18 protein-coding genes are annotated in these 24,230 nt (G+C 47.3%); 11 read left to right on the plus strand and 7 right to left on the minus strand.

Annotated elements, in window-relative coordinates:
• Positions 1 to 126: 126 nt before the first annotated feature.
• The 3 genes from GO755_RS00750 (at position 127) to GO755_RS00760 (ending at position 6,791) form a co-directional block, all read left to right on the plus strand.
• Complete coding sequence (locus GO755_RS00750) at positions 127 to 3,537, plus strand: SusC/RagA family TonB-linked outer membrane protein (protein ID WP_198174721.1); 3,411 nt, start codon at positions 127 to 129, stop codon at positions 3,535 to 3,537.
• A gap of 54 nt (positions 3,538 to 3,591) precedes the next feature.
• Complete coding sequence (locus GO755_RS00755; protein WP_157582660.1) at positions 3,592 to 5,028, plus strand: RagB/SusD family nutrient uptake outer membrane protein; 1,437 nt, start codon at positions 3,592 to 3,594, stop codon at positions 5,026 to 5,028.
• 170 nt (positions 5,029 to 5,198) lie between these two features.
• Complete coding sequence (locus tag GO755_RS00760; protein ID WP_157582661.1) at positions 5,199 to 6,791, plus strand: FAD-dependent oxidoreductase; 1,593 nt, start codon at positions 5,199 to 5,201, stop codon at positions 6,789 to 6,791.
• Positions 6,792 to 7,048: 257 nt separating this feature from the next.
• On the opposite strand, the gene GO755_RS00765 is transcribed toward GO755_RS00760, so the two are convergent.
• Positions 7,049 to 8,083 (minus strand): sensor histidine kinase, encoded by a 1,035-nt coding sequence (locus tag GO755_RS00765; protein WP_157582662.1) that lies wholly within the window; start codon positions 8,081 to 8,083, stop codon positions 7,049 to 7,051.
• 351 nt (positions 8,084 to 8,434) lie between these two features.
• Here GO755_RS00765 and GO755_RS00770 point away from each other — a divergent pair, with 351 nt between their 5' ends.
• On the plus strand, positions 8,435 to 9,460 hold the full coding sequence (locus GO755_RS00770) for a sensor histidine kinase (RefSeq protein WP_157582663.1): 1,026 nt from the start codon (positions 8,435 to 8,437) through the stop codon (positions 9,458 to 9,460).
• A gap of 6 nt (positions 9,461 to 9,466) precedes the next feature.
• On the opposite strand, the gene GO755_RS00775 is transcribed toward GO755_RS00770, so the two are convergent.
• The 3 genes from GO755_RS00775 to GO755_RS41760 all read right to left on the minus strand — a co-directional run bounded on the left by GO755_RS00775 (position 9,467) and on the right by GO755_RS41760 (position 11,441).
• Positions 9,467 to 10,108 carry a CatB-related O-acetyltransferase gene (locus tag GO755_RS00775; RefSeq protein ID WP_157582664.1) on the minus strand — a complete coding sequence of 214 codons (642 nt, stop codon included), beginning with the start codon at positions 10,106 to 10,108 and terminating at the stop codon, positions 9,467 to 9,469.
• Positions 10,109 to 10,293: 185 nt separating this feature from the next.
• Positions 10,294 to 11,169 carry a porin family protein gene (locus GO755_RS00780; RefSeq protein ID WP_157582665.1) on the minus strand — a complete coding sequence of 292 codons (876 nt, stop codon included), beginning with the start codon at positions 11,167 to 11,169 and terminating at the stop codon, positions 10,294 to 10,296.
• A gap of 143 nt (positions 11,170 to 11,312) precedes the next feature.
• A complete protein-coding gene (locus GO755_RS41760) occupies positions 11,313 to 11,441 on the minus strand; it encodes a hypothetical protein (protein ID WP_262886974.1) in 129 nt (42 codons plus the stop codon).
• A 116-nt stretch (positions 11,442 to 11,557) separates the two neighbouring features.
• On the opposite strand from GO755_RS41760, the gene GO755_RS00785 reads away from it, so the two are divergent.
• The 5 genes from GO755_RS00785 to GO755_RS00805 all read left to right on the plus strand — a co-directional run bounded on the left by GO755_RS00785 (position 11,558) and on the right by GO755_RS00805 (position 16,533).
• Positions 11,558 to 12,574, plus strand: coding sequence for a ScyD/ScyE family protein (locus GO755_RS00785; protein WP_157582666.1), 1,017 nt, complete (start codon positions 11,558 to 11,560; stop codon positions 12,572 to 12,574).
• A gap of 146 nt (positions 12,575 to 12,720) precedes the next feature.
• The gene (locus GO755_RS00790; protein WP_157582667.1) at positions 12,721 to 13,227 is read left to right on the plus strand and encodes a hypothetical protein; all 507 of its coding nucleotides are present in this window, start codon (positions 12,721 to 12,723) and stop codon (positions 13,225 to 13,227) included.
• A gap of 380 nt (positions 13,228 to 13,607) precedes the next feature.
• A complete protein-coding gene (locus GO755_RS00795) occupies positions 13,608 to 14,612 on the plus strand; it encodes a sensor histidine kinase (RefSeq protein WP_198174722.1) in 1,005 nt (334 codons plus the stop codon).
• Positions 14,609 to 15,742, plus strand: a complete 1,134-nt coding sequence (locus GO755_RS00800) for a sensor histidine kinase (RefSeq protein WP_157582669.1) — start codon at positions 14,609 to 14,611, stop codon at positions 15,740 to 15,742. The genes GO755_RS00795 and GO755_RS00800 overlap by 4 nt, the downstream gene beginning before the upstream one ends.
• On the plus strand, positions 15,739 to 16,533 hold the full coding sequence (locus tag GO755_RS00805; protein WP_157582670.1) for a LytR/AlgR family response regulator transcription factor: 795 nt from the start codon (positions 15,739 to 15,741) through the stop codon (positions 16,531 to 16,533). Before GO755_RS00800 ends, GO755_RS00805 begins: the two co-directional genes overlap by 4 nt.
• A gap of 113 nt (positions 16,534 to 16,646) precedes the next feature.
• On the opposite strand, the gene GO755_RS00810 is transcribed toward GO755_RS00805, so the two are convergent.
• The 3 genes from GO755_RS00810 to GO755_RS00820 form a co-directional block, all read right to left on the minus strand.
• The gene (locus GO755_RS00810; RefSeq protein ID WP_157582671.1) at positions 16,647 to 17,675 is read right to left on the minus strand and encodes a sulfite exporter TauE/SafE family protein; all 1,029 of its coding nucleotides are present in this window, start codon (positions 17,673 to 17,675) and stop codon (positions 16,647 to 16,649) included.
• 255 nt (positions 17,676 to 17,930) lie between these two features.
• Complete coding sequence (locus tag GO755_RS00815; protein WP_157582672.1) at positions 17,931 to 18,413, minus strand: DUF5004 domain-containing protein; 483 nt, start codon at positions 18,411 to 18,413, stop codon at positions 17,931 to 17,933.
• 176 nt (positions 18,414 to 18,589) lie between these two features.
• Positions 18,590 to 20,242 carry a long-chain-fatty-acid--CoA ligase gene (locus GO755_RS00820; protein ID WP_157582673.1) on the minus strand — a complete coding sequence of 551 codons (1,653 nt, stop codon included), beginning with the start codon at positions 20,240 to 20,242 and terminating at the stop codon, positions 18,590 to 18,592.
• A 501-nt stretch (positions 20,243 to 20,743) separates the two neighbouring features.
• Here GO755_RS00820 and GO755_RS00825 point away from each other — a divergent pair.
• Positions 20,744 to 23,260 carry a galactose oxidase gene (locus GO755_RS00825; protein ID WP_198174723.1) on the plus strand — a complete coding sequence of 839 codons (2,517 nt, stop codon included), beginning with the start codon at positions 20,744 to 20,746 and terminating at the stop codon, positions 23,258 to 23,260.
• Between the two features lie 196 nt (positions 23,261 to 23,456).
• Positions 23,457 to 24,008: an RNA polymerase sigma-70 factor gene (locus GO755_RS00830; RefSeq protein ID WP_198174724.1), complete on the plus strand. Its 552-nt coding sequence runs from the start codon at positions 23,457 to 23,459 to the stop codon at positions 24,006 to 24,008.
• The last annotated feature ends 222 nt before the right edge of the window (positions 24,009 to 24,230 follow it).

Here is a 24,230-nt window from a genome sequence, read left to right on the forward strand (position 1 = left end):
ACATCCGTAGTGTTACGAGCACTACGGATGTCGAAAATCCCCTTCACGCGTTTGGTCCGCAGGCATCTCATTTCCAGATGCAAGGGGCGTTTTTGTCCTAAAAACTTTCAAAAACAGGTAAAACTAATGAAAAAACTAGTACCCGTACAAACCCTCTTTCACCTCATGAAACTCTCGCTCTTACAAGCGCTTCTGGCGGTGATTTTTGCGGGGGCTTCACTGGCTAACGATGCCACCGCCCAGGAGTTACTCAACAAGCGGGTAACCTTCCGGCTCGAAAACCAGGGCCTTCGTAAAGTGCTGAAAGAAATTGAAAGTCAAACGAATATACGATTTGCGTTTCGCCCCCGTGAGATTCCCTCTGACCTCAAAATCACGGTCGTAGCCGCTAATGAATCGCTGGGCGACGTACTGGAAAAGGTCATCAAACCACTTCGGTTACGCTACGAAGTGGTAGGTCGACAAATTGTATTAAGTCCGGCGGCACCGCCCGAAGAATCCCGATCGTCTTTTCAGGAGGAAGCCGTTGTTCCAGTTGATCAGACTGTTAGCGGGACCGTATCCGATGAAACGGGGCAGACGCTCCCCGGTGTAAATGTGGTGATAAAAGGCACAAATCGGGGAACTACGTCGGATGGGGCGGGGAAGTTTCAGCTTGTGATACCGAATGCCAGTACCGTGCTGATTTTTTCCTATGTTGGGTATGAACCGCAGGAGATAACTGTCGGTAATCAGACAACGATCAGTATTGCCCTGAAAGCAGATAATAAATCGCTGAATGAGGTCGTGGTCATTGGCTATGGGGCCGTAAAAAAGCGGGATTTAACCGGCTCGGTCGCTTCCATCGGTACAACCGAACTAGCTGCACAGCCCATCTCATCCTTTAATCAGGCCCTTCAGGGTAGGGTAGCGGGTGTGCAGGTTACAAATTCCTCTAATGCACCGGGCGGGGGCGTTACTATCCGGGTTCGGGGTGGCAATTCAATCTCGGCTTCCAACGACCCGCTCTATGTCATAGATGGCTTCCCGGTAACCAACCCATCCTCGGCCCAGGGCGCTAGCGGTTCATCCAATTTCCCGAATGTGCTCTCAACGATTAATCCGGCCGACATTGAAAGTATCGAAGTGCTGAAAGACGCATCGGCTACCGCTATCTACGGTTCTCGGGGGGCGAATGGCGTTGTACTGGTCACAACCCGACGTGGTAAAGAAGGCCGGTCAACGGTCAATTTTGATACGTATTATGGGGTGTCAAACATCACCAAAATGCTCGATCTGGCCACCGCTGAAGAGCAAACGGCGCTCAAGAATGAACAACTACGAAATCTCGGATTCGCTGAACGGTTTGGGTATACGACAGCCTATCCTAAAAAGCCGTCAGAGTATGGTGTTGGTACCAATTGGCAGAAGGAAATATACCGCTCTGCGCCGATGCAGAACTATCAACTCTCGTTTTCGGGCGGAACCGATAAGCTCCGGTATCTGATCAGCGGAAATTATTTCAATCAGGACGGTATCATTATTACGAATAACTATAAACGCTATACAGGCCGGATTAACCTGGACGCCAACATAAGCCCCCGGCTAAAAATTGGGACTACGTTCACTGTCAGTCATGGTGTTAACAATGGTATTAACGAGACTGGTTATACGGGCAGCCCGGTGGGAGCGGCCCGGACCATTTCGCCAGCCAGCCCCGTTTATGATGCCAGTGGCAACTGGCAACTGCTAAATGTGGGTCCTGGATCGGGAATGGCCAGCATTGCCAACCCGGTTGCCTTGTTACGAACATCAACAAATGTGCTGTTTAGTGATCGGGTGCTGGGCAATCTTTTCGGAGAATATAAACTGCTGGATGGTTTGACTGCTCGCGTGAGTGTAGGGGTCGATGTGCTCAATACCCGACGTTATGTTTTTTACACACCCCAAACGCTGGTTGCCAACACGGTAAATGGTTACGGCTCGAATGGTAGTTCCAGCAACCTGAACTTGCTGAACGAAAATACCTTAACCTATAGCCGGACGCTGAATGCCAATCACGCCTTCGACGTGTTAGCGGGGATTACTTTCCAGTCTAACCGCGAAGACCGAACGTATCAGGAAGCCCAGAACTTTGCCAACTACACCCTGGGTGCATATAGTCTGGGACAGGGTTCGGTATTGCTTGCCCCAACAACTACTGTTCAAAAATGGGGACTCAACTCCTACTTAGGCCGGATTAACTACCGGTTCATGGATCGTTACCTATTTACCCTGACCGGTCGGATCGATGGATCGTCGCGATTTGGGCTAAACAACAAATATGGTTTCTTCCCCTCGGGCGCATTTGCCTGGCGCGTATCAGATGAGCCGTTCCTGAAAAACGTTAAAGCTGTTAGCGATCTTAAAGTACGTTTAAGTTACGGATTGACAGGCAATGATGGAATTGGTCTGTACAGTTCATTGCCTTCCTACGTGACGTCCCGAACTGTATTTGGGGATACAGAAGTATTGACAACCCAGGCCGCAACGATCGGTAACCCTGATCTGCGCTGGGAAAAAACGGGACAATTTGATGCCGGATTTGATCTGGGGTTACTCAACAACCGAATTCAGATAACGGCTGATTATTACCTTAAATCAACAACCGACCTGCTGCTCAGTATCGACCTGCCCGCCACGACTGGTTTTACGTCTGTGATCAGAAATATTGGTAGCCTCCAGAATAAGGGTGTTGAACTGGGAATTAGCTCGGTCAACATCGATGGGAAAGTGAAGTGGACGACATCGGGAAATATCTCGGCTAACCGAAATAAAGTAACCCGACTGGCCGATGCCGATCAATATCTGGTTACTGACCCAGGTACGAGTATGCAAACGATTGTTAAAGTAGGTGAGCCAATTGGATCGTTTTATGGACGAGTCTTTGACGGTGTATGGCAATCAACCGACGCGGTTAAGGCCGCTGGCGCTCTGGCTCAAACAGGAGATATAGGCGGGGCTCCCCGCTTTAAAGATGTGAACGGAGATGGTGTATTCAATAACACTACAGATCGCACCATCATTGGAAATGGCTTGCCTAAATTTATCTACGGGCTGACGAATACCGTTTCGTTCAAAGGGCTGGATCTTTCTATTTTCTTTCAGGGTGTGCAGGGAAATCAGATCTTTAATTATACCCGTAGTGTCACCGAAATTGATCCGGGAGCTACTGCGCTTCAAAGCTTTATTGATGACCATTGGCAAACGGACAAACCGTCTAATAATCGACCTTCGGCCCGGCAATGGAATTTTACGAATAGTTCGTACCTGATTGAAAGTGGCTCTTTTTTACGGCTTAAAAACGTCTCGCTGGGTTACCGACTCCCGCTGAAAACGAAAGTAATCCGATCGGCCCGCGTGTATGTAAGCGGACAAAATCTGCTCACTTTCACGAAATACACAGGCTATGATCCTGAGGTGAATTCGAGCTTTACCAGTAATACCACCTACGGCATTGACAACTATGCCTATCCGCCTTCCCGCACCTTTACCCTTGGCGCTAACATTACGTTCTAACTCCTGATTCGTTGCCTGTCAACTGAATTAACAACCTATAACCTATTTAATCGAATGAACCGATTTACCTATCTGCTAACGGTATTAGGCTGCTTACTGATAGCTGGAGGCTGCCAGAGTAACCTGGAAGAAGTGCCAATCAGTTTTCTCAGCGAATCAAATTCGTTTACGTCAGCCGCCGATGCTACTACTGCTATCAATGCGGTATATGACCGTGCCCGGGTTATCTACCAGATTCCTATGATCGTCTTGGGCGATTTAAGTGGAGATGACCTTTTCGTACGGCCCGATGGAGACCCTGCCGCCAATGAAGTCGATCAATTTAAATATACGGCATCGACAAACTACTTTGACAACTTTTATACCAACGCCTACGTCGCCATCGACCGATCTAATCGGGTCATCGAAAACGTCCCTAAAATTGCGATGGACACCAAACTTCGAGACCAGATTGTTGGGGAAGCGAAATTTATGCGGGCCTTACATTATTTTAATTTAGTCCGGGCTTTTGGCGACGTTCCCTTAGTTGTGAAAACGACGACCGATGTCGTCAATGTCAAAATCCCCCGCGATCCCGCCGATAAAGTCTACCAACAGATCATTCAGGATCTGCTAGATGCCGAAAAGGTGCTACCTGTTAGTTACACGGCGGCTGGCGAAATTGGTCGTGCCACGGTAGGGGCTGCCAAGTCAATCTTAGCCAAAGTATACCTGACGCGGAAAGACTGGACCAATGCGGCCGCAAAAGCCAAAGAGGTAATTAATGCCAAAACCTATAGCCTGGTGGCTGACTTTCGGGATATTTTTACACCCGAAAAAGAAAACGGACCCGAGCATATTTTCTCGATTCAATTCAGTTGTATCCAACCAAAGTATGGCAGCGCAATGGCCGAAAATTTTGCTATTTATTTCAGCTACCCGATTAACCTGACAGGTGGATCGTTTCAGGTAACAGACAGTTATGCCAACTCATTTGTGGACGGCGACTATCGTAAGCAGGTTGCTGTTATTACCCAGAAGACCCTTGCCAATGGCACGGTCGTTATGTCCCGCACGGGACCTCATCTGGATAAATACTGGGACCCGAATGCCTGTGGTGCCGGGGCTGCCCGGAATAATTTCTTAGTGATTCGCTACGCCGATGTTTTACTGATGTATGCTGAGGCACTCAATGAAGTGGCCGGCCCTGGCGCAGACGCTTATGCAGCTATTAATCAGATACGGGCACGGGCCAGAAAAGGCGTAAACACCACAGGTCCGCAGGACCTGGCCGGACTGACCCAGGCTCAGTTTCGCGACGCACTACTACAGGAACGAAGCTGGGAACTGGCCGGGGAAGGCCATCGTCGCTGGGACTTACTTCGTACAGGAAAATTATTGGAAGCCGCTCAAAAACAGGGTTATACGGCTTCAGAGAAATACCTGCTTTTCCCCATACCTACCTTTGAACGAGACGCTAATCCGGCTCTTACTCAAAATCCAGGCTTTTAATTCGACGTTTTGCGGTCTTTGCTCCCCTCTCCCGTTATGGGAGAGGGGCCGGGGGTGAGGGAAAATGCAAAGTTGTCTAATTCCCCCTCACCCCAACCGAAGCGTCGGACCGTCCCTCTCCCATTATGGGAGAGGGACTAGAAAGTAGAATATTAACCTTAAACCATACGATGAAATCGACTTTCTTTTTTTGTCTGCTGCTGATCTGCTGCAGTTCTTTTCAGCTAGTAATACCTAGTCAAACAGGAACCTACGACGTAGTCGTATATGGAGGAACGCCCGGAGGTGTTGTAGCGGCTGTCGCTGCTGCCCGCGAGGGAGCAAGAGTATTACTTATTGAGCCCACGAAACATCTGGGTGGGCTCAACACCAGTGGAATTGGTACATCTGAATCCGAACACATGATTGAGGAAACGTATTCTGGATTACCGCTGGAATTTTATGAACGACTGGGTAAAGCGTACGGCAAAAACGGTCCTACGTTTTACTTCGAGTCGCACGTAGCCGAAAAAGTCTTCAATGATTTAGTGCAGGAAGCTAAGGTGAAGGTCGTTTACGAAGCTTTTGTCAAGTCAGTTACGAAAAAGGGCACCGCAATCCAGTCCATCAGTCTGACAAACGGAACGAACGTCGCCGGAAAAGTTTTCATTGATGCTACCTATGAAGGAGACTTGATGGCTCGCGCTAAGGTATCTCATACACATGGCCGGGAGAGTCGCGAACAGTACGGAGAGTCTCTGGCGGGAGTACGCTTTATTGACACGCCCATCGAAGCTGCTCCTTACGACGATTCGGGAAAGTTACTGCCGGGTTTTGTGGAACGGACTACGTTGACGGAGGGGAAGGCCAGCGATCGGGTTATGAATTACAATTTCCGATTGATGATGTCGACCAATGCGAATCGGCGTCCTTTTCCAAAGCCAGCAGCTTATAAGCCTGAGCGGTATATCTTATTGACCCGTTTGCTGAAAAACCACCCTGAAACGCAATTAAAGGATATTATTGATCTGTATTCCTGGACGTATCCGAAGGGAAAGTTTGAGACGAATAACAAACAAAAAGCGGTTATTTCATTGGGCCATTTTGGCGGTAACGTCGATTACCCAGAAGCAGATTACGCCCGACGGGACGCTATCTATCAGGATCATAAAGCCTGGACACTCGGACTGATGTATTATCTGGCTAATGATCCAGCTGTGCCCGAAGCCTTACGGATAGAAACGGCGAGTTATGGCTTGAGCGCCGATGAGTTTACAGATAATGAAAATTTTCCTTACTACCTCTACGTACGCGAAGCCCGGCGTATGATTGGCGCTTATGTACAAACGCAAAAAGACATTCTGGAGGAACGCACGAAGCCCGATGCCATTTGTTTAGCCTCTCATTGGATTGATAGCCATCATGTTCAGAGAGTTGCCGTTTCGAAGACGCAGTTTGTGAATGAAGGGCGTATCTGGGAGCCGATTACCCAGCCTTATGAAGTGTCTTACCGGGCTATTACGCCCAAAGGCAGTGAATGTACGAACTTGCTCGTGCCGGTATGTGTATCCGCTTCACACGTTGGGTTTTGCTCCCTACGGGTCGAATCAACCTGGATGCAATTGGGTAATAGTGCGGGCATTGCGGCTGCGCTGGCGGTGAAACAGAAGAAAGCGGTGCAAGCCGTGAATTATAACGAGCTAAAGAGTTTGCTGGAAAAGAAGGGAGTTATTCTGAGTATTAACCACCAGGTTTGGAATGGCACTCGGGATGGAACGAAATAACGTCAATCAATCTGCTACTCCGTGCCCTAGGTGCGCGACCCTAGATAAAGGTTGCGTACCTGACAGCACGCTAACTAGGCTCTCAAATCACATTATCTACCAATGTCGTTCCCTCCGTTCTCGCTTGGCTTCGCCGAGTGAGGGTTATTTTTTTAACGGCCTCTGGCCGGAGTAATAAGCCAAAAACGGGCCAGAGGCCCTTGAAGTAATAGCCCTCACTCGGCGAAGCCAAGCGAGAACGGGGGAAATAACGGCAATCAATCTGCTACTCCCAGGAGCGGGAGTGTTACAGTAAAGGAGTTGTTATTTTCATCGATACCAATGGTTGCCTGAGTGAGCAACTGGTACTTAGCCGCGATGTTACGAAGCCCCACACCATTGCTCAGCACAAGACTCTTCTTACGCTGAATATTATTGCAAACTTGAAGTCGACCGTTTTCAGTCGTTCGGATTTCCACCGTCAATGGTTGCCTAGCTGTTGTGGTGTTGTGTTTTACTGCGTTTTCCATCAGTAATTGTAACGTCAGGGGAGGCAGTGAATAGTGCCGATATTGATCATCGACATCGATATGTACAGTTATGCCGCTGCCATGCCGTGTTTGAAGCAGGTGCGTGTATGACTGAATGAAGCGAAGCTCCGAGTCTAATGTGATGAGTTCCCGATCGTTGGCCTGTAAAAGATAGCGGTACACCTGCGCTAGTTCATCCACAAATCGCCCGGCCTGAACAGGTGACTCGTCGATTAGCGCCGAAAGGGAGTTCAGGGCATTAAACAGGAAGTGCGGATTAACCTGACTTTTCATGGCATCAAAACGCGCCTGCCATTCGGCCTTTAACAAACGCTCTTTCTCCGTATAAAGCAGCTGCCACTGCCCAAATAAATAAATACTTTCATACACGCCGAGGTAAATACAGTGATGAAATAGCTGAATACCAGCGGTTAGTACATATTGCTGAAAGGGAGCTTCGGGAGACGGGTCTAACCCTAACCAATAAAGTGGCTGCGTTCGCAGTAGCGTGCCGTTTAATACCAGCAGTGGTAACGCCAGGCCGTAGATGACTAATCGAACACGGGTACGATCAATTCCTGGATAGCGCTTTTGGAGACTCAGTAAGACCCAGCGAGCCACATGCCAGTTTACATAACCAGCTAGCAGCCCCACTAGATCATAGCGGTATAAATCGGTATAATCAAAAACGACAAGGGTATTTAATCGAAAGAAGAGAGTCCCACAGACAAATAGAATGGGCGGTCCGATTAAACGTAATCTGGTGTCGATAGACGATTTCAACGGGTTCGGATAAACATGAATTCCAGGAAAGCAAATTAGCAGAAGACTTTGGTTTATCCAAGTTGTTTAGTATACTTATCGAAAACTATAGGAAGGTGTTACGAACTAAGCAATTTGTTAAAACACTAGGGAAGAGCAATTGAACAGTTGATCCGCCAATTTTTCCAATTCAACCATTTTCTTCTGTTTATTCCTGCCAAAGCCAACTCATATTTGTAAAAAGTATTGATAAGTTTCCTAATCTATTCCGAAGACCTAATCTATCTCAAAGACGAGTATGTACCCTAAACCATATCGCTACATAGGCCGGACACTACGGGTGTATTTTACGGTTTTTTCTGGGGGCTTGTCATGAAACCAATTAATGACTCCCGCTTACGCTGGCTTGGCCCTGTTGGGCTCTTTTTTTTCGGTAATTTATTTTTTCGACCTTCTTTCTGGGTGACAGCCGCACCGCCCGACCTCATTCAATCGGCGCTGGTGGGGCTGGGAGCGGGCTGGCTATTCTGGCAGTTGAATCGCTGGTTCATTCAGCAATTTCAAACCCGATTTCCTGGATTGGCACGTACGAAGCATCGTCTATTGATGTGGTTACTGCTAATTCCTTTTTCCGTAAACGCAGCCGTTTTTCTTCGATTTAGCCTACATTTTCTGCTGGGATCGCGGTCAGCTATATGGCTTGGTACAGTAGACTATCTGGCTTCAATGGGTATCCAACTATTTTATCATGGGGTCTATTTCGGTATTTACGAAGGTTGGTATGTGTTCAGTCAATGGCAGACTATCCAGCGGGAAAAAGACGAAATGACAAAAATTCAATGGCAAACCCGTTTCCATTCGCTGAAGAATCAGGTTAACCCGCATTTTTTGTTCAATTCATTAAACTCGCTTTCGGCCCTGATTGACGAATCACCTGGGCAGGCGATTCAGTTTGTTGATGAGCTGTCGAAAATGTACCGTTATTTACTTCAGTCGAACGAGCGGGAACTGGTTTTGCTGAGTACAGAATTATCCTTCATTGAATCGTATGCACACCTATTGCAGACGCGCTATGGTACCGGGATCTGTGTGCAGGTTACGGTATCGGAGCAATATATGAACCATTTGCTACCGCCGTTAACACTTCAGTTACTGGTTGAAAATGCGGTTAAGCATAATATAGTCATGGCTGGCCGTCCTTTGCTGATTGAAATCGATACGACTCAAACGGGGCAGCTACGTGTACGAAACAACCTTCAGCGTAAAAATGTGGTGGTTATCAGCAACGGCATTGGGTTGTCCAACATTTCGGCAAAATACCAGATGTTAACGCCAAACGGAATAAGCATTCAGGAAAATAATGGGCATTTTACAGTCCTGCTGCCCTTGCTTACCTAATAAAAACTATCCCTCATCCAGACTCACTTCTAACAGAAATTCAGCTACGTTTCCGGTTAAACGTGAAGCGAAACGAGTAATCTTTTCAATGGGCCAATCCCACCAGGCCACGTTTAAAAGTTGAGCGATTGTCGATTCGTCAAATCTGGGCCGGATGACCCTGGCCGGATTACCGCCAACAATACTATAAGGCGGAATATCGCGGGTCACTACGGAATACGAACCGATGATGGACCCGTGTCCAATTATGATACCGGGCAAAATACTGGCTCTATAGCCAAGCCAGACATCATTCCCAATGACAGTATTGCCTTTGCTGGGATACGATTTTCCTGCCATAGCATCACTCCAGTCTCCACCAAAAATGGCAAACGGGTATGAACTAACCGCCTGAACCAGATGATTGGCTCCATTCATGATGAATTCAACCCCGGAGGCAATCATGCAAAACTTCCCAATGATGAGCTGGTCGCCCGTAAAGTCAAACAGGTACCGAACATTTTTATGAAAATTCTCAACTGACTCGAAATCATCGTAATACGTATAATCACCCACACGTATCTGCGGATGATTAATCAGGTTTTTTAAGAAACAGAGTCGCTGATAACCAGCCAGAGGAAAGGTAGTCGAAGGCGAAATAACGGGCATACTAAACAGAGATTGAAGGACGATTAGGGAAATTAAGTAGCATGAAATTATTCATACTAACGCATCAAAAAAATAGATTCTATAGCTTCTGTTGATTCTACTGATTAACAATCAGAATCAACAGAAACTATAGAATCATAAAAGCTATTTTGCAAAAACTCTGAATCCGCTCATGACCGTTGCCATTAACGACCACCCAGGGGAATCAGATAGCCTATTGACAGCATCGCATTTTGAGGAGTAAGCTTTGCTCCATCGTCGTTGCTCGAGAATAAATATGAGTAACGGGCTTCTACCTGAAAGGCACCGGGGCCAGCTTGAAGCGATACGCCAGCTCCACCCGACGCACCGAACGACAACCGACCATCGTTTGTCATGTCCATTTTTTGTGAATCAGACTGGCCTCCCTGTTGAACAGAAACTACACCACTTAGCGTATAAGCTGCCACTGGACCGGCATTGATAAAGAAGCGAAGGTTAGGCTGGCCAAAGCTGGCTTTGAGTAGCACGGGGACTTCCACAGTATTGTATTTTAGCTGTAAATAATCGGAGCCAGACGCCAGGCGAACGCCATATTGCGTAAAAAGAATTTCAGGCTGTACCGAAAAAGATGGTCCGCCGATATTGAAAATCACTCCGCCATGAAAGCCCGTAACGCGGGCAAGCTTAACACCTTCGCCCACCGCCGACAAATCGACACCACCAATTGTCGATGAATTGCCGCCTACGCGGAAGCCAATCCGAAAATGGCTCTGACTGGCCTTTGCAGGAACTCGTTGAGGAGCCGGGGCCTGATGACTGATCACCGCAGGCTGTGCAGCCGGAGCTACGTAGGCTGTAGTCGGTTGTGGTTGAGCAGCAGGGGCAGCCGTGTTAACCGTATTTGTTGGCTGTGGTGCGGTGTATTGTGGCACTGTTGCCGGTTTTTTTACGGGTGCTTTAGCCACTCGGTTAGTGGCAGAATGGGTTGCCGTAGCTGGTTTTCTAGCGGCTGGTTTGGTTTGGGCTAACAAACTTAGAGGGAGAAGTGATAGCGCAAATAGTGCTGTAGCAGTTTTCATGATGCAATTAGTTTTTGTGTTTACTGCATCAAAATTGAGCGCTTACCTCGTCGTATTCAGGGGCAACCTGTCTGAAATGCCACTTCTATTGACTGAATTGACAATAAAGGGAGCTGTAGTGGCTGGATCAAGTAGCCAACGCCCTAGCCGCAAGTAGCTACTTGATAGGTCGATGCCTGAAACACCCCATGACGCAATTCATGCGTTGTTTTTGACAGTTCATCCCAGCTGCCATTGATTTCGGGGCCTGATCCAACCAGTTTTGACTTCATAAATAATAACACAAGCCGGGTTCGGTCAAGCCTTTACCTTATCCGCTTAGCATTAGAAACCGCAGTTTCAATTCATCTAATTTATTCGTTTCACTCTTTTTAAAACAACGCGTACTATGTTTCGTAAATTCTCTAGTTCAAGCCTCGCACTGGCAGTACTACTAGCCACCGGTTGCCAGGACCACCGAATCCCAACAACACCAACAACACCGACTATCACTACATTAGCCACGGGTTTAGTAGCACCAATTGGTGTTGAGACCGATGCCAGTGGCCGGGTGTTTGTCACCGAGCAAGGCACTGGCCAAAACGACGGCCGTGTCTCTGAAATCACCCCCAATGGACAAGTGCATCCAGTGATTACGGGGCTTTACTCTTTCAAACGCCCTGATAACGAGCTTGATGCAACAGATCACCTCCTGGCAACTGGCGGCATTCTTTACATTTTGAATGCGAAAGGGCTTTATCAACTCAATCTGGCATCGTATAAAACCGGCGATGCGCCCATTCCGGCTTCCAGCCTGACGCCCGAGAATATTCAGCAGTTTGTCGTTAATTATACGTTTACAAACGACACCGGCGAATCGCACTTATATAATATGACGCTTGGTCCCGACGGTGCACTTTACTTCGCCGATGCAGCCGCCAACGCGATTATCCGCCGTTCGCCAGCCGGACAATTAAGTGTGGTCACTGACGTGCCGGGAATTATTAACCCCAATCCCAGCGGCCCTCCTCCAGGCCCACCGGTTATCGAGTCTGTACCAACGGGGATTACTTACGATGGTAAACAGTTTGCGATCAGTACGTTGTTAGGTTTTCCTTTTCCGGCTGGAAAGTCCCTCATTTACCGTATGGACTTATCGGGTAAGCTGACGGTTTTTCAGCAGACATTTAACAGCCTGGTCGATATTGAGAATGATGGAAATGGCAACTATTTAGTGCTGGAGCATGCCGTATTTGGACCAACAGGATTCACCAAAAATACGGGACGATTACTACGGGCCAAGGGGAGTAGTAGCGACATACTGCTAAGCAGTCTGAACTTGCCGACTGATATTAAAATAGTTGATAATCATACGGCTTACCTAACCAGCTTAGGGGATAACGCACTGATGAAAATTACATTCTAAGGTTGTGCCTTGCTAGATACTGAACAAATCAACCCCCTTTTTATACGGTTGATACGCCACTCCTGCCACTCCAATTCATTGGTCGTTGATGGCGGCTAGCCCATCCAACATCTTTGTATCGTCAAACACAATTAACAACAACTACAATGAACCGTTTATCAACTTTCACAATTTGTGCAGCCCTCTCTGGCCTGTTTGTATTAACTGCTGCGGGGCCTAAAGCCAGCAACGGCATTGCCTCAACTACGACCACTAAAGATGGATTTACCTCCTCAGTTGTAGGTGTACAATGGCAAATGGCTGATTTCACCCTCGATAAGGCTATCGACTTTGATGGCGATGGCAAGCTTGAGACTGAATTGACCCAGTTCTTGAACCCCTGCGATTTGGACAACACGGTAACGTTTGAGTCCAATGGCACCATGTCGGTCGAAACGGGCGAACTCCAGTGCGATGGTAAACAGGGTTTTACCTCGCCCAAGCTAAGCAACTGGTCGTACGATGAGGGCACGAATATGCTCAGCCTTGTTAACGGATCAACGAAGAGCGTTTCTCAATGGCGCATTCTGGAATCGTCGGCAAAGCACCTGAAAATAAAAATGCCACTCGACAAAGATGGGCAGTCAGCAACGGTAACCTGGAAAACGCTCTAAGTGTATGAAACGCTTGCTTAAAAAGTTAAGAACGCGAAAGGCGCCCCAGCCTAAACGACCTGCGGTCCGTTCTCAGCAGTGGTGGGGGCATGAATAGAAACTATAGGGCTAACTGACACTAAAAATTTCTGATACGGGCTTGATTCTTTCTTAGAATCAAGCCCGTTTTTGTTGCCCATCAGCATTTACAATTCATGCAGGGTTTTTCTCAATTCATACAGCTAAACTGACAATCTGTGTCGTTCTGGCACGGTAAATGGCTGGGGGGCAACTACTTTTAGTACTGGTCACCAAGCTGATCAACGATGCCCGCGTTTTTAATGAGAGCCCATTTTCCCAGACCGCTGTTTACCCGCTCTGAACTTTGGTATCACATTTTGATGATGCCCATTCTGTTTCCGGCAGGTAACTACTTTTTTTTACGTGAACGTTATTTCACTAATGCAGCTGTGTTCGGTTGGGGAACGTTGCTGGTGTTTGTCCTGTACGTGTTCTCGCTGGTGGTGCTGACAGCAGTAGTCAAACTTATTATTCAGCAATACCCCGATGTACGACAGGTTCGGCAACGTAACCTGGTTACCTTACTGGCCGTTACGACACTCACTGTCGGTCTGGCGGTATTTGATGTCTGGGCATACAGCTTATTCCCGATTTTTGAGCGACCCTTTACCTGGACTACGGTGCGGGCAGTTGTGCTGCTGGGGGTCTTGTTCGATGTGTTGCTCTGTCTGGTGCTGGGTATTCAGTATACGTACGGCCGCTGGCAGGAAAACCAGACCGAAAAAGAACAGCTGAAACGGGCTGCCCTACAGCAGGATTTCGACGATCTGAAGCAGCAAATCAATCCCGATTTTCTGTTTAATTCACTCACCACCCTGCCTGCGCTTATTGGTCAGGATCGCCAACAGGCTGGCGTCTTCGTCAATCACCTGTCAAAGGTGTATCGCTATCTATTGGGTACAACGAGTCAGTCACTTACGACGTTAGATGCCGAAATAGCCTTTGTCAACTCCTACATCTATTTGCTCAATACACGCTATCAATCCGCCATTTCACTGCAAATCGAGATAGAGCCTAGCCTGCGGTCAGCTAATTTGCTGCCATTATCGTTACAGCTGATTCTTGATTATGCTATCCGGCATAATGTTGTCGATGCGCAACAACCGCTCCCTATTGGCATTAGCACTACGCCCACTGGCGTTTTGCTGGTAAAGTTTAAGCGTCAGTTTCGTCCTGCGGGCGGCAACGAGGCAAGTGATGAACTCGCCACGCTACTGGCCAGGTACAAAACTTTGGCTGTGCCAATGGTAGCAACAGTTGATGACGATGGTTGTTTTACTATAACACTTCCGCTTCTGGCAGAAGGTACTGTCGTGACCAAATGATGCCGTTTACTATATCTCTTCCTCAGCCTGGGTTTCGACTCACGAAACAGTTTCGCTGGCAATTGCTGGTCATACTGCCGTGGTTTATACCCATGATGACTTACCTGCTGCTAGGGCCGGGTTACCTGAGCAACTGGTACACCTTTCTGGGGGCAACTACGCTGAATACAAGCGTGGCTGTAGGATGTCAGTTGCTGCTCGATAGGCTGACTCAGCGCGTTACGGCTCGCTATCCTAGCCTGCATCAGAGTAGTAAACGGTTGGTACTGCTGGGCTGTGTGTTTATGGTGGTCACACCTATGTTTGTCCTGGGCACTCTCTGGGGGTATACGCATTTTCACTGGTTCGGTTATAACCCGCATCCCGGCCTGCTGGGTCGCATTTTAGTGGCTAACGTAATAGCAAATAGTATATCGGTGGGCGTTTTCGAGAGTCTCTATTCATTAACCAAATGGCGAGAGAACATGCTTGAGAAAGAACAGCTTAAAAAAGCGAATCTGCAAAGCCAGTACGAAAGTCTTAAAAATCAGGTGAACCCTCATTTCCTATTTAATACACTCAACTCACTCTCTTCGCTGATTGATGATGAGCCACAGCAAGCCGAGAAGTTTGTTCATGAGATGGCCAACGTGTATCGATACCTGCTCCAGACAAATCGTGGCCCGGCCGATCATGATGGCGAGTTGACGACCCTGGCTACCGAGCTTGAATTTATTAAATCCTATTTTCATCTGCTCAAAACCCGCTATGGTGCCGGTATTGACTTAGAGGTTGCGGTGAACGAAATGGATAAAACAAGCCAGCTTCCGCCCCTTACCTTACAAATGCTGGTCGAGAATGCGGTGAAGCACAATGTTATCCATGCCAACAAGCCGCTGCTAATTGAAATCAAATCTGCGCCTGGGGGCTATTTGTTGGTACGGAATAACCTACAGCGTAAGATTATCCGCTCAGACCGCAAACCTGTGTTGAGCAATAAGGCGGGCCTGAGTAATATAAAAGCTAAATACCGCCTGCTGGCACAGCATCGTTCTGGCTCCTCGCCCACGTTTGCCAATGATATTTTCATTGAGGAAAGCAGCACTCATTTTACCCTTCTCTTACCCCTTTTAAACCAGATACCTACATGAACGTATTGATTGTTGAAGATGAAGAATTAGCAGTACGCAAACTGCGCAAATTAGTAGCCGAAGTAGATCCAACACTGATCATTCAGGGCGTAACGAGCAGCATCGAAGATTCGGTGATCTGGCTTCAGGAGAACCCCGCTCCCGACCTGATTTTTATGGATATTGAACTGGCCGATGGGCAGAGTTTTGAGATATTTGACCAGGTAGAAGTAAAGAGCCGCGTTATTTTTACGACCTCGTACGACGAGTATGCGCTCCAGGCCTTTAAGGTTAATAGTATTGATTATCTGCTGAAACCCATTCAGAAAGAGGATTTGCAGCGCAGCCTGAAGAAATTACGCGATTTGACACCAGCCAGCGAATCTGTTGAATCACTGTCGGCCATGCAGTCGCTCAATATTGAAAAGCTGCTGCGCGAACTACAGGTGGGCAATGGCATGGCCAATAAAGTACATCGCAAACGTTTTCTGGTGAAGCAGGGGCAAAAACTGTTGTCGGTAGAAGTAGGTGACATCCTGTACTTCTATACCGATGAGCGGTTCAGTTTCTTCCGCACCCGCACAGGACAAAAGTTTCTGGTCGATTACACGCTGGATGAACTGGCCGACTCTCTTGACCCCGCTCAGTTTTTCCGGGTTAATCGGGGGCTCATTTTAACGCACGGCGCTGTTGAGCAAATTCAGCCTTATTTTGGCAACCGCCTTGCGCTGACACTTAAACCCGCCTATGATAAAGAGTCGATCGTGAGCCGGGAAAAAGTAAGCGATTTTAAAACCTGGATGGGCAAGTAAAGAAGCTACACTGTCAACACGATCAGATAACCTTTGCGGTTGGCTATTCACTGTCCAGCTTCTACTGAGTGGTTTGCAACTCGGTAGAAGCCGGCGACTTGTTGTAATCAAAACTACAGATCAAACTTTTCCAGTTTCCCTTTTCGATAGACATAGGCCTCGTACGAATGCTTATCGATACCAAATACTTCTTCCAGCATTACTTTTTCGGCTCCCTGACTAAGCAACTTTACCTGATCTTGCTTATCTGGAGGTAATTCGCTGAGGGAAATGCTATGCTCGAACTCAAAACCTTCATCATATTCGAACTCCAGCGAAAACAGTTTATTACGCCATTGGAGCTGTGTTGTCAGGCCATCGGCCACGGGTGAATAATTGATTTCAACGGGCGTTTTGGTCACCACCTGACCAGCGGCTTCGGTAAATAAACTCAGTCCCGAAACGACCATAGCCGTGTAGCCTACCCGGCGAAACAGGCTTTCACTCAGGCGCGGGAGTAGCCATTTCATACCCCATGAAGAAAGCATGGCGGCAACGGCGATCACCGCTCCTAAGGTCAGGGCTTTACCTGTTAGTAAGCCAAACGAAGCGTATAAGGCTAGTTTGACAAGGTGAAGCATGACTTCATTGGCCGCTCGGGTGGCTACAATTTCTTCTTTGGTCATGCCGTAACGGAGGTAGAATCGGTTAAAAAGTAACCCAACAGCACCGGTCAAACCCGATACAAAACCCGCAGCCAGACCAATTAGCGCTAAATATCCTTTTGGCAAGGGATTCGTTTCTTCAAGTTCTTTAGTAGAACGGAAAATCAACGGTAGGTTGGCTATCAAAAATAACCCCATTAACAGTTCCAGATAAAGGGGATTAATGTAGCTCAACAACCTGGCTCCCAGCCATACGGCAGGTAGGGCAGGGGGCACAAACCAACTCACGACATCCCAGCGTATGCGGGACCAGAAGGCGATAATTCGGGAAATGGAACTGGAAACGGTGCCAATAGATAAGGCTGCTGGCACCTGGGCTCCCGGCAATAGGGAGCCCAATACGGGTAATAACAAAAGGCCAGCCCCACCACCACAAACGGCGCTGAGTGAAAATGCCAACAGGGCGCAGCCAAATAAAAGCAATCCGGATAAAATCATGGATAAGTGAGTAACAACTATATCCCCACGATTAGCCGGTAGCTACTGTTGGCGTCAATGCGTAGTCATGTCGTAGATAGTTCGCCTAAAACGGGAATAATAGGTGCAAACTAACAGTGGTATTCTGAAGAGAATTTGAAGTTCACCATAAAGTAGGACTGCCAACGGTCAATCTGCATAATCAGTTAGTGTCCTACAACGTAAGGCTGAATCTGACCTATTATTTCCCGAAGGTAATTATAGGCACCTATAGCCTTAATTTACCTTTTCCAACGATGCCGTTATGGTATAGGTTGTACCATAGACAACCATTTGCGAGCGAGTTGTAGCCTGGGTGCTGGTCAGCATAGGGAGTTCCCAAACCTCGTGGCTATTACTGGGCATATTCAGAATTACCTGCGTTTCGTCGGCGCTTAATTTCCAGGTTCCCGTTTCGCGCTGCGGATCTGAGCTATCACATTTCGTTGTGCCTTCATCGAAGACATACACGCCATCTGCCGAAAAAGTCTGGAAATTATCGGTGATACAGCTTGGATAAAGTGAGAGTACATCGGTGACCGAGAGTACGCCAATTTTAATGGCAGGACTGGCCGTCAAAGCCTTGATTTTCCACTGACCGCCAACCAGCATCTGAGCTTTTGTTAGTGCGGGAGCGGGTGTGGAGTCACTACTTTTCTGGCAGGCAGTTAAGAGTACCGTTGCCAGGATTACAGTCGTTAGTATGCGATTCGTTTTCATACAAAGGGAGGAAGTTTATTGAGGTAAACTGTTGACCAGTAATTCGTTTTTCTGCTTAATGAGTCAAAACTACTAGTGTCACCACACCTGAAAACAGGAAAGCTGTATGTGGCAGACTTAGGTTTATAAGTGGCTAATTGAACTTCAGAAAAGGGATTTTTGGGAAAGCCTTGTGATTATGCGGGTTGCAGCATAGCTAGTCGACGCACTTCCCGACGCAGAATTTTACCAACCACACTTTTAGGAATTTCTGTAACAAATTCAATTTGTCGGGGCAGCTTATAAGCAGCTAACCGTTCGCGGCAGTAGGTGATCACTTCGTCGGCCTCAAGGGATTTATACGGTTTGCAAACAATAAAGGCCTTCACGGTTTCGCCCCGGTAGGCGTCTGGTACGCCTATGCAACAGGCTTCCAGTATAGCTGGATGACTAACCAGCACGTCGTCGATTTCCCGAGGATAAACATTATAACCACCCGCAATGACCAGATCTTTCTTACGATCCACAATGTAAAGCCAGCCATCCTCATCGACATAGCCAATGTCGCCAGAATAGAGCCAGCCTTCCCGAACCACATCGGCCGTAGCTTCGGCTTTATTCCAGTAACCCAACATGACCTGAGGTCCTCGAAAACAAATTTCACCTGCCTGACCATCCGGTAAAGCCGTCAATCCGGTAGTTATATCAACAATTTTGACGTCACAACCCGGCAAGGGTAAACCCACCGAACCCAGTTTGACTTTTTCGGTTGCCAGGGGTGTGCAGGTAGCAAAGCCAGAAAGTTCAGTCATTCCCCAAACCTCTACCAACCGTGCCTCGGGGCATTTTTCGACCAATAATGGATAGATTGACGCGGCCATCGGAGCCGCTGCCGTGGCCATAATTTTGATAAATGACAGATCCAGATTGGCCCAGTTTGGATGGTTCAATAGACCAACATAGATAGTCGGAACGGCCGCCAGAACTGTAGGTTTATCAATTTCCAGCAAGCGCATGAGCGTATCTGGTTCTGGACGAGGAATCAAGATCAGTGTGGCTCCGTAGCTCAAACTCAGGAGCTGCATACCAATGTAGCCGCCTACATGAAACATCGGAAAAATAGCCGCGAGCCTTTCCTGCCCGTCTTGCCATACTTCGTTCCAATCGGCTCGTACTAACTGAATATTGCTCGACATGGTAGCATGCGTGAGAATGACCCCTTTGCTTTGCCCGGTAGTGCCGCCTGTATACATCAGCGTAGCGAGCCCGTTCCACTCACTCTGATCAGCAAAGGGCTGCCCTATTGGATGAAATTCCTGTAGCTCCCTGTAGCTAAACACAGCGTTACCTGTTTCGACTGGTCGATAAGCGCCAGCCGGCAATGACTCGCTGGGTACGGGAATGAGGTCGTTACTATGGCAGACAATAAGTCGCTTTAAAGGCGTGTGAGGCCAAACGGCTTTAGCTTTGTCGACCAGGGTATCCAGTACAATCAGCGTTTCTACCCCGGCATCGTTCAATTGATAGGTGAGCTCGGGGATCGTATAGAGGGGATTCACCATGACGGTTACAGCGCCCATGCGGAGGATCGCATAGTTGGCGACTACAGTTTGTGGCATGTTGGGCAACATAATAGCCACCCGGTCGCCGTGCTGAACGCCCAGGTCAGTGAGCGATTGAGCGAAGCGATTTACCAGATCCGTGAGGGCTATATAGGTAATTGAAAAGCCCATAAATGTAAGCGCTGGCCGGTCGCCGAAGCGTAGGGCTGACTGACTCAAAAACTGCGTCAGTGTAATGGGTTGTACTTTGCCGGGTTTGTCAGTAGTGAGCGGAATTTGAGCGGTCATAATTGCGTAGTCTTTATGCGTTTCTAAACAAAAAGAGAGTATGCCGTAGACCTTGATATCTTCGACTACTGAAAGTTACTACGCACCGAAAGCGCTGATAATAAGACTATATAGGGAGCTGATTTGACTTTGTAATCGGTAGAAAGAACTATAAAAATGGTTGACCAGGTGACCATTGGCCCACAAAAAAGCCCGCACACAATTGGTGGGGCTTTAGGGGAATCCAACCTATAATGAAGATTAATGCATGATTGTCTTAGAATCTGGCGCGAAATACGTCGAGGCCACTTAAGAAAAGCTTAATAAATGCTTAATTAGTATAGCCAGTTCCTGTATTTTATTAACTTTCCTGTTGTTTTCTTTCTACTTCAGGCCTATTAGGTAAGTACGGGTAGATAAAGTACGGGTTTTGTCTGCTGATGGATGTTGGGTAACTTAGAGGCTTCAAAAACGACACGAGTGTTACTGCGCTTATGCTTGTATTCGATAACTACGCTCCTGATGGCTTCGACAACCCTCAGGGCCCAATCGTATGGGCTACGCTTTACAGGTCAGGAGGATATACAGGATCGTCGTACGACCTTAGATCTGACGCCTGAGAAACCGTTATGCGTTGACGGAAACCTTGAAATTGCCTTTGATTTATCGCTGGTGCCAAACTACAGAACGTATTTTGGCTACATTTTTCGAATCATTCAGGACGACAAGAAGAACCTTGATCTGATTTACGATCAAAAGTCAACCAGCTTTAAAATAATCATTGGAGAACGCTTCTCCCAATCGATAATCAAGCTCGATTCCACGCAGTTATTTAATCGCTGGACTACCTTTCGGATACAACTGGATCTGAATACGAGTACGTTACGGGTCTATACCAATAATAAGCTGGTTATTAAAGACAACGTGCCTTTTACGGAATCGGGCTGCTTTAGGGTATTTTTTGGGGGCAATGAATTCAGGGAGTTTAAATCGAAAGATTTGCCGCCCATGAACCTCCGGGAGATTGTTGTGTCAGAAAATGGTCAGCGAATGTATTACTGGCCGTTAAACGAAGTGAAGGGCGCCCTAGCGAAAGATGAAGTGACGGGGCAGGCAGCAGTCGTTAAAAACCCGGTCTGGATTAAGTCGCTCCACACGGCCTGGAAAGTAGCCGAACAAGTTACAATCAACGGGAATGCCAGTGCTGCATTTGACCCTTCTACCGAAACCGTTTATGTTGTTGGTTCAGACAGAGTTTATAGCTATTCGGCTCAAAAACACGAACGCGAATTTCGAGCACAAAAGAGCCCTCCGCCCAGCTTTCTGCCTGGTAACCAGTCTGTATTTAATCCTTTCTCAAACAGGCTTTACAATTTTTATGTAGATCAAAAGGCAATTGCTGCGTATGACTCTGTTTCGAAAAGCTGGAGAAACGAATCGCTGATTCCTAAATACACCATTGCTACCGAGTATTGGCAAGCCAATAAATTCATTTCGGGCGTTGACTCTGCCTTATATATTCTGGGTGGATACGGGCAGTTGACGTACAAAAACAGCATTCAGCGGTACCACTTTGGGAGCCGAAAGTGGGAAACCGTTCCTGCAAAAGGGAGCGCCTACACTCCGCGTTATTTAGCCGCATTAGGAACAACACCTACTGCTGACACGGCTTATTTAATTGGCGGCTATGGTAGCCTCACCGGCGAACAAATGCTGAATCCCAAAAGCACGTATGACTTTTTGCGCTATACTGTCAGCGACAATACCTTTAAAAAACTGTACGAATTACCCCTTCCAAAAACCGATTTTGCCTTTGCGAACTCGCTGATTATCGACTCAAAATCGGGGCTTTATTACGGCCTTATTTTCCCGAATCAGCAATTTAAATCGCAACTGCAACTGATTCGTGGATCGTTGACGCAACCGACTTATGAATCAGTTGGCACGCCCATTCCCTATCAGTTTCACGATACGCATGCCTTTTCTGACCTTTATTACTGCGCTGCCAGCCAGCAACTACTGGCCGTTACACTCTATCGAAATGAGCAGAAAGGCAGTACAGATGTGAAAATCTACTCAATTGCCTTTCCACCTAATGTGCTGGAATCGCAGGCTACTCCAGAAAAGCAATCAACGAGGGTGTACTGGTTTTGGGGAATAGCCGGTCTCGTGGCAGGTGGATTGGCTCTGTTCTATTTCCGGCGTCGTGGGCGCAACGTGCAGACTAAGGATGAGTTTCGGGAAGCTGATCAGGAAACGATGGCCAGTAATCCGCCTGTACAAACTGAGCAAATTGAGTTTGTACCTATTCCCGGACCGAAAGCCAGTTTCTTCTTTTTTGGTAATTTTCAAGCGTTTGATCAGACCGGTAGTGACACGACAAAAGCGTTTACTCCGCTCCTGAAAGAGCTGTTTCTGCTACTGGCTCTGAATAGTATCGGTAAACACCGAGGAGTGCCTTCTGAAAAGCTCAATGAACTTCTCTGGCCAGATAAATCGGGTCGAGATGCGAGTAATAACCGATCGGTAAACATTACCAAGCTACGGAGCCTTCTGGATAAAGTAGGCGGGTGTTCGCTTTCAAAAGAGTCGGGCTACTGGAACATTACGTTTGATTTTAGTCAGGTTTATGTTGATTATGAGCGGTATATGGCCTTGATCAACGACAAGTCAACCCTTACTAAACAAACGATCATTGAATTGGGAGAACTGACCAAGCAAGGTTCCTTTTTGCTCAATACAGAATATGCCTGGTTAGACGATTTTAAAGCGGAGATTTCCAATAAAATTATCAATACATTCCTGCAATACGCTGATAAACTACGTATTGGTGATGATCCTGAATTCCTGATTCAGTTAACGAATTTCATTTTCTATTACGACCCGGTCAACGAAGATGCCATTATTCTGAAATGCAAAGCACTGGCATGGATGGGCAAACACACGCTGGCAAAAAATGCGTTCGAAAAGTTCACCCGGGACTTTAAAACCATTTATGGGGAAGACTACAAACAATCCTTCTCGGCTATTATAGACTGATGGTTTTCTCTATATTTTCCAAAAAATCCATAGTTTTCTTACATATTAAGCATTTATTAAGATTTTTTTAAGTCCCTTCGCTTTACTTAGTGCCTGGTTAGTTTAGAAAAATCCGTTTACTGCGAGCGATTCGTTTACATTAATACTTCCTGCGATGAGTGTGATAAGGAAGATGTATTCAACAAAAAATAAAACAGTGGAACAGCCAGACCCTCTGGCGCTGGACGCACTGTTTGCTGAATTCTATGATCGTCTGGTGTACTTTTCCCTACAGCTCGTTCGGGATCAGGCACAGGCGCAGGATATTGCGCAGGATGCTTTTATAAAATACTGGCAGGAGCGCGAGTTTATCCTGGCAAACAAGGGTGCCGTAAAAAACTATTTATACACCACAGTTCGTAATGCCAGCCTGAATATTATTCGGCATAGCAAAGTGGTCGACGCCTACTGGCAGCAGCAGGGGACTTCGGAACCAGAAGAAGAGTTGACGATTATGGAGGCTATCATTTCCTCCGAAGTTATGGCCGAAATTCATTCGGCTATTGAAGCGCTTCCCGAAAATTACCGTCAGATTTCTATCCTGAGTTATCTGGAAGGGAAGAAGAATCAGGAGATCGCCGATGAGTTAGGCATGTCAATCAATACCGTCAAGAAGCAAAAGCACCGGGCACTCGAACTACTCCGATTAACTCTTTCGCCCGAATTATATGGGCTCCTATTCGCTCTGGCCATTGGTCGTGTGGTTTGACCGTCAGTTCTATATTATGTGATTTTGATCGTTTAACGTTTTCTGTTCTCGCTTGGCTTCGCCGAGTGAGGACTATTAGTTTAAGGGCCTCTGGCCCGTTTTTAACCTAACTGGCTATTCTCCGGCCAGAGGCCGTTAAAAATATAGCCCTCACTCGGCGAAGCCAAGCGAGAACCGTGGCCGGCTTTTTGCAAAAAAACCTATTTATGTGGTTTTGGTCTC

Origin of the sequence: Spirosoma arboris, from assembly GCF_009754945.1 — a bacterium.
In the GTDB taxonomy this organism is placed as follows: domain Bacteria; phylum Bacteroidota; class Bacteroidia; order Cytophagales; family Spirosomataceae; genus Spirosoma; species Spirosoma arboris.